Genomic DNA, 4,890 nt, shown 5'->3' with positions numbered 1-4,890 from the left:
GGGTGGGAGGGGGTACTCTTCCATGCTTGCCAAAATTGCTCTAAACGCACCCTATCTCTGGTCCGTACCGGCAAGGACGCCGCCATGACCCTTTATGCCATTTTCGATCCAAAGCCGGGCAAGCCTGCTTTGCCAGCGGCCGTGCCGGAAACCTTCTCCTGGCAGGCTGCGCTGTTGCCACCAGTGTTTCTGGCGCGCCATGGCCTCTGGCTCGAACTGCTGGCCTATGTGCTCAAGGTCGTCGCGCTGGTCATTCTCGCAAACTTTATCGGTGGCAGCGCCGCGTTCTGGCTCTATGTCGTGGCTGTGACCTGGCTGGGTTTTGCCGCCCCGGGTCTGCGCCGTCATGCCCTTGTCTGGCGCGGCTGGCACCATCGCGGTGACCGTGTGGCGCCCAGCGCCGATCTTGCCCAGCTTGCCGCGCTGGAGGCGCGCTCATGACCCTCGTTACCATTATCGATTATGGCGCCGGCAATCTGGCCTCGGCTGCCAATGCCTTCCGCCGCGTCGCCAACGGGACCGATGCCGAAATCGTCGTCACCGCGGATCCCGAAATCGTCCGCAAGGCTGATCGCATCATGCTGCCCGGCGTTGGCGCCTTTGCCGATTGCAAGGCCGGGCTCGATGCCGTGCCGGGCATGGTCGAGGTGCTGCAAGAGCGCGTCATTGCGGGCGGGGTGCCATTTCTGGGCGTCTGCGTCGGCATGCAATTGCTGGCCAGTGAAGGTCGCGAAAAGACCATCACGCCGGGCCTCGGCTGGATCCCCGGCGCGGTGGTGCGCCTGACGCCGGATAATCCCGCGCTCAAGATTCCGCATATGGGCTGGAACACGATCAACGTCACCCGCCCCCATGCGCTGCTGGCGGGGATTCCCGATGGCCCCAACGGGCTGCACGCCTATTTCGTGCACTCTTATCACCTTCAAACCGACAGCCAGGATACGCTCTGGGCCACCACCGATTATGGTGGGCCCGTGACCGCCTGCGTTGGCCGCGACAACATCTTCGGCACCCAGTTCCACCCGGAAAAAAGCCAGGCGCTGGGCCTCAAGCTGATCGAAAACTTTCTGAGCTGGACCCCATGATTCTTTTCCCCGCCATCGACCTCAAAGACGGACAATGCGTGCGCCTCAAGCTGGGCGACATGGAGCAGGCCACGGTCTTCAATGACGATCCGGCCGCGCAGGCCAAATCGTTCGAGGATCAGGGGTTCGAGTATCTCCACGTCGTCGATCTCAATGGGGCCTTTGCCGGCGAGAGCGTCAACGGCGCGGCGGTGGAATCCATCCTCAAGACGGTCAAGTTCCCGGTGCAGCTGGGCGGCGGTATCCGCAATCTCGGGCACATCGAAGGCTGGCTGAGCAAGGGCCTCGCCCGCGTCATTCTGGGGACTGTCGCAGTGCGCAATCCTGAGCTGGTCAAGGAAGCGGCGAAAAAGTTCCCCGGCCAGGTGGCTGTCGGCATCGATGCGCGCAAGGGCATGGTGGCGGTGGAAGGCTGGGCGGAAACCTCCGAGCTCAGCGTCATCGAGCTGGCCAAGCGCTTCGAAGGCGCTGGCGTTGCTGCCATCATCTATACCGATATCGATCGCGACGGCGTGCTGGCGGGGATCAACTGGGAGTCAACGCTCGAGCTGGCGCGCGCCACCTCGATCCCGGTGATCGCCTCGGGCGGTCTCGCCTCCATGGTCGATATCGAGCGGCTGACCCAGCCCGATGCGGCGGTGCTCGAAGGCGCCATCTCGGGCCGCGCGCTCTACGACGGACGCATTGATTCACGTGAAGCACTGGCCTTGCTAAGGGCCGCCGCGTGAGCGAGGCCATCCAGCAGCGCAAATTTCCATGGCTGCGATACTGGATCGCGCTGCTGGTGATTGCGCTTCTGGCGCTGTGGCCGCTGCTGTCGGTGCTGCTGACCTATACTATCGCCGACTATGCCGGGTGCAGCGTCAATGAAGGCATGCCCCAGCCCTGCATGATCGGCGACACCAATTGGGGCGGCACGCTCTATACCATGGGCGTGATGGGCTGGCTGATGATCGGGACCATCCCGCTGGGTTTTTGCGCCGTGCTGATCTGGGCCCTGGCGCTGCTGACCAATTATCTGTCTTGGCGCAAACGGAAGGCTCTGTGATGGCCCCACCCCGCACTGTCATGATCGCCTCGGTCAACTGGTGGTGGTATCTCGCCCCCATCATCCCCATTTTGGCGGTGGGCTATGGCGCTCTGATCAGCTGGTTGCCCAGCTGGGCGCTGCTGGTCGCCGCCTTTGCCTTTTTCATGTGGCTGTTCTCGCTGCTTTTCGCGCTGTTTGCCGTGATGACGCGCAAGCGCCAGCCCCCTCAGGAGCCCCGTCAATGACGCTCAAGACCCGCCTTATTCCCTGTCTCGACGTCAAGGACGGCCGCGTCGTCAAGGGCGTGCAATTCGTCGATCTGATCGATGCCGGTGACCCCGTGGCCGCCGCTATTGCCTATGATGCCGCCGGCGCGGACGAATTGACCTTCCTCGACATCGCCGCGAGCCATGAAGGCCGCGAGACGATTTTTGACGTGGTGGCGCGCACCGCCGAGCACTGCTTCATGCCGGTCACGGTTGGCGGTGGCGTGCGCACCATTGAGGATATTCGCCGACTGCTTCTGGCCGGTGCCGACAAGGTGGCAATCAATTCGGCCGCGGTCAGCGATCCCGATTTCATCTCGCGCGCTGCCGACAAGTTCGGCAATCAATGCATCGTGGTGTCGGTCGATGCCAAGCAGCGGCTGGGCCAGCGCGTGGGGGGCGACAATCGCAGTGAGTGGGAAATCTACACCCATGGTGGTCGCAAGCCCTCTGGCCTCGACGCGGTGGAATTTGCCGCCCGCATGGTCGAACGCGGCGCCGGCGAATTGCTGGTGACCTCAATGGATCGAGACGGCACCAAGTCGGGCTTTGACCTGGCGCTGACCCGGGCCATCGCCGATGCCGTGGAAGTGCCTGTCATCGCATCGGGCGGCGTGGGTTCCTTGCAGGATCTGGTTGATGGCGTCATCGAAGGCCATGCCAGCGCCGTGCTAGCCGCCTCGATCTTCCACTTCGGCACCTTCACCATTCCCCAGGCCAAGCAATATCTGCGCGAGCATGGCGTTGATGTGCGCATGGACCGCGCGGCCTAGGCCCCTAGTGACGCATTGCGCTAAATTTGCTCTAAGCCAGTCCCAACCACAGTGTCACCCCGGGCAGGACCCGGGGCCCATCCTGAGATCTCAAGATGGATCCCGGCTCAAGGCCGGGATGACAACCGAGAGATCGGGAGACCAAGCATGACCCTTGAAGACCTCGAAGCGCGCGTCGCCCTGCGGGCCGCGGCCTCTCCCGACGAGAGCTACACCGCCAAGCTGATCGGGCGCGGCATTGAAAAGTGTGCGCAAAAGCTCGGCGAGGAAGCCACCGAGGCGGTGATCGCTGCCGTCACCGGCAACCGGGCCGAACTGGTCAAGGAAAGTGCCGACGTGCTGTACCACCTGTTGGTGGTGCTGGCTGCCAGCAATGTGCCGCTGGCCGAAATCATGGCCGAGCTCGATACCCGTACGGCCCAGTCGGGTCTCGCCGAAAAGGCATCGCGGAAGGACAATTCCTGATGGCCAAGCGCCCGCCCGTTCTCGCGCCCTACCACCATTTCACCAAGGCGCAGTGGAGCGATCTGCGCGCCGACGAGCCGATGACGCTGACCGCCGAGGACATCAAGCGGCTGCGTACGCTCAGCGATCCGATCTCGCTCGAAGAAGCCGAAGAGATCTATCTGCCACTGACGCGCCTGCTGTCGTTCTACGTCGAGGCGATCCAGGGCCTGCACAATGTGTCGACGCGCTTTCTCGAAACGCCCGACCAGAAAGTGCCGTTCATCATCGGCGTTGCCGGATCGGTCGCGGTGGGCAAATCGACCACGGCGCGTATCCTGCAGGCGCTGCTGCAGCGCTGGCCCTCCAGCCCCAAGGTCGACCTCGTCACCACGGACGGGTTCCTCCATTCCAATGCGGTGCTGACCGAGCGCGGCATCATGGAGCGCAAGGGCTTCCCCGAAAGCTACGATCGCCCGCGCTTCGTGCAGTTCCTCTCCGACATCAAATCGGGCAAAGCCAATGTGCAGGTCCCGGTCTATTCGCACCTGGTCTATGACGTGGTCCCCGGCAGCGAAGTCACCATCGATCGCCCCGATATCCTGATCGTTGAGGGCCTCAACATTCTCCAGCCCGGCGATCTGCCGCGCGACGGCAAGCCGATTGTCTTTGCCTCGGACTTCCTCGATTTCTCGATCTATATCGACGCCGACAATGATGATCTGGAAGCCTGGTTCATGGAGCGCTTCTTCCGCCTGCGCGAAACCGCCTTCAAGGACCCCACCTCCTTCTTCCGCCGCTTCGCCGAAATGAGCGAGGCCGATGCCGGCGAGTTCGGCAAGATGGTCTGGCGCACGATCAACCTGCCCAACTTGCTGGATAACGTGTTGCCGACGCGTGGGCGGGCTGACCTGGTGCTCAAGAAGGGCGCCAACCATTTGATCGAGACGGTACAGCTGCGGCGGGTTTAGGCCGGTCTACCCATTCATCGTCATTGCCCGGCTCGTCCGGGCAATCCAGCTTTCAGCAGGTGCGGAGGCGTGGATCACCCGGACGAGCCGGGTGATGACGATGGTGGTGGGGGCGGTGCTCGCGCTGCCTAATCAGTGGCGGGGGGTCGATGGTTTGCATTGGCAGTTGTCTCCCCCCCCCCCCTTGTGGGGCGTTCCTTTATAAACATCCCCGGACCCAAGAGAAAGGAAGAAAACCCGTAGGCGGTTTTTGGCTGGAAAAAAAAAAAAAAAAATACAAGGCGAATACACCAACCAAGTACAAAGTGTAAAACGGCAATG

Annotated in this window: 8 protein-coding genes; all 8 read left to right on the top strand. The window is 62.6% G+C overall.

Annotated elements, in window-relative coordinates:
• The first annotated feature begins 84 nt into the window (after positions 1–84).
• The gene (locus tag WH87_RS18755) at positions 85–441 is read left to right on the top strand and encodes a DUF2628 domain-containing protein (protein WP_052726493.1); all 357 of its coding nucleotides are present in this window, start codon (positions 85–87) and stop codon (positions 439–441) included.
• Positions 438–1,085 carry an imidazole glycerol phosphate synthase subunit HisH gene (gene hisH / locus WH87_RS02980; protein ID WP_046139541.1) on the top strand — a complete coding sequence of 216 codons (648 nt, stop codon included), beginning with the start codon at positions 438–440 and terminating at the stop codon, positions 1,083–1,085. Before WH87_RS18755 ends, hisH begins: the two co-directional genes overlap by 4 nt.
• On the top strand, positions 1,082–1,813 hold the full coding sequence (gene hisA / locus WH87_RS02975; RefSeq protein ID WP_046139540.1) for a 1-(5-phosphoribosyl)-5-[(5-phosphoribosylamino)methylideneamino]imidazole-4-carboxamide isomerase: 732 nt from the start codon (positions 1,082–1,084) through the stop codon (positions 1,811–1,813). Before hisH ends, hisA begins: the two co-directional genes overlap by 4 nt.
• Positions 1,810–2,133: a hypothetical protein gene (locus tag WH87_RS02970; protein ID WP_046139539.1), complete on the top strand. Its 324-nt coding sequence runs from the start codon at positions 1,810–1,812 to the stop codon at positions 2,131–2,133. The genes hisA and WH87_RS02970 overlap by 4 nt, the downstream gene beginning before the upstream one ends.
• Positions 2,133–2,360 (top strand): hypothetical protein, encoded by a 228-nt coding sequence (locus WH87_RS02965; protein ID WP_046139538.1) that lies wholly within the window; start codon positions 2,133–2,135, stop codon positions 2,358–2,360. Before WH87_RS02970 ends, WH87_RS02965 begins: the two co-directional genes overlap by 1 nt.
• The gene (gene hisF / locus WH87_RS02960; protein ID WP_046139537.1) at positions 2,357–3,154 is read left to right on the top strand and encodes an imidazole glycerol phosphate synthase subunit HisF; all 798 of its coding nucleotides are present in this window, start codon (positions 2,357–2,359) and stop codon (positions 3,152–3,154) included. Before WH87_RS02965 ends, hisF begins: the two co-directional genes overlap by 4 nt.
• 147 nt (positions 3,155–3,301) lie before the next feature.
• Positions 3,302–3,619 carry a phosphoribosyl-ATP diphosphatase gene (locus WH87_RS02955; protein WP_046139536.1) on the top strand — a complete coding sequence of 106 codons (318 nt, stop codon included), beginning with the start codon at positions 3,302–3,304 and terminating at the stop codon, positions 3,617–3,619.
• On the top strand, positions 3,619–4,569 hold the full coding sequence (coaA, locus tag WH87_RS02950) for a type I pantothenate kinase (protein WP_046139535.1): 951 nt from the start codon (positions 3,619–3,621) through the stop codon (positions 4,567–4,569). Before WH87_RS02955 ends, coaA begins: the two co-directional genes overlap by 1 nt.
• The last annotated feature ends 321 nt before the right edge of the window (positions 4,570–4,890 follow it).

The organism is Devosia epidermidihirudinis (genome assembly GCF_000971295.1).
GTDB lineage: Bacteria > Pseudomonadota > Alphaproteobacteria > Rhizobiales > Devosiaceae > Devosia > Devosia epidermidihirudinis.
Note: the sequence above shows the minus strand (reverse complement) of the source record. Positions and strands in the feature narration are given on the sequence as shown.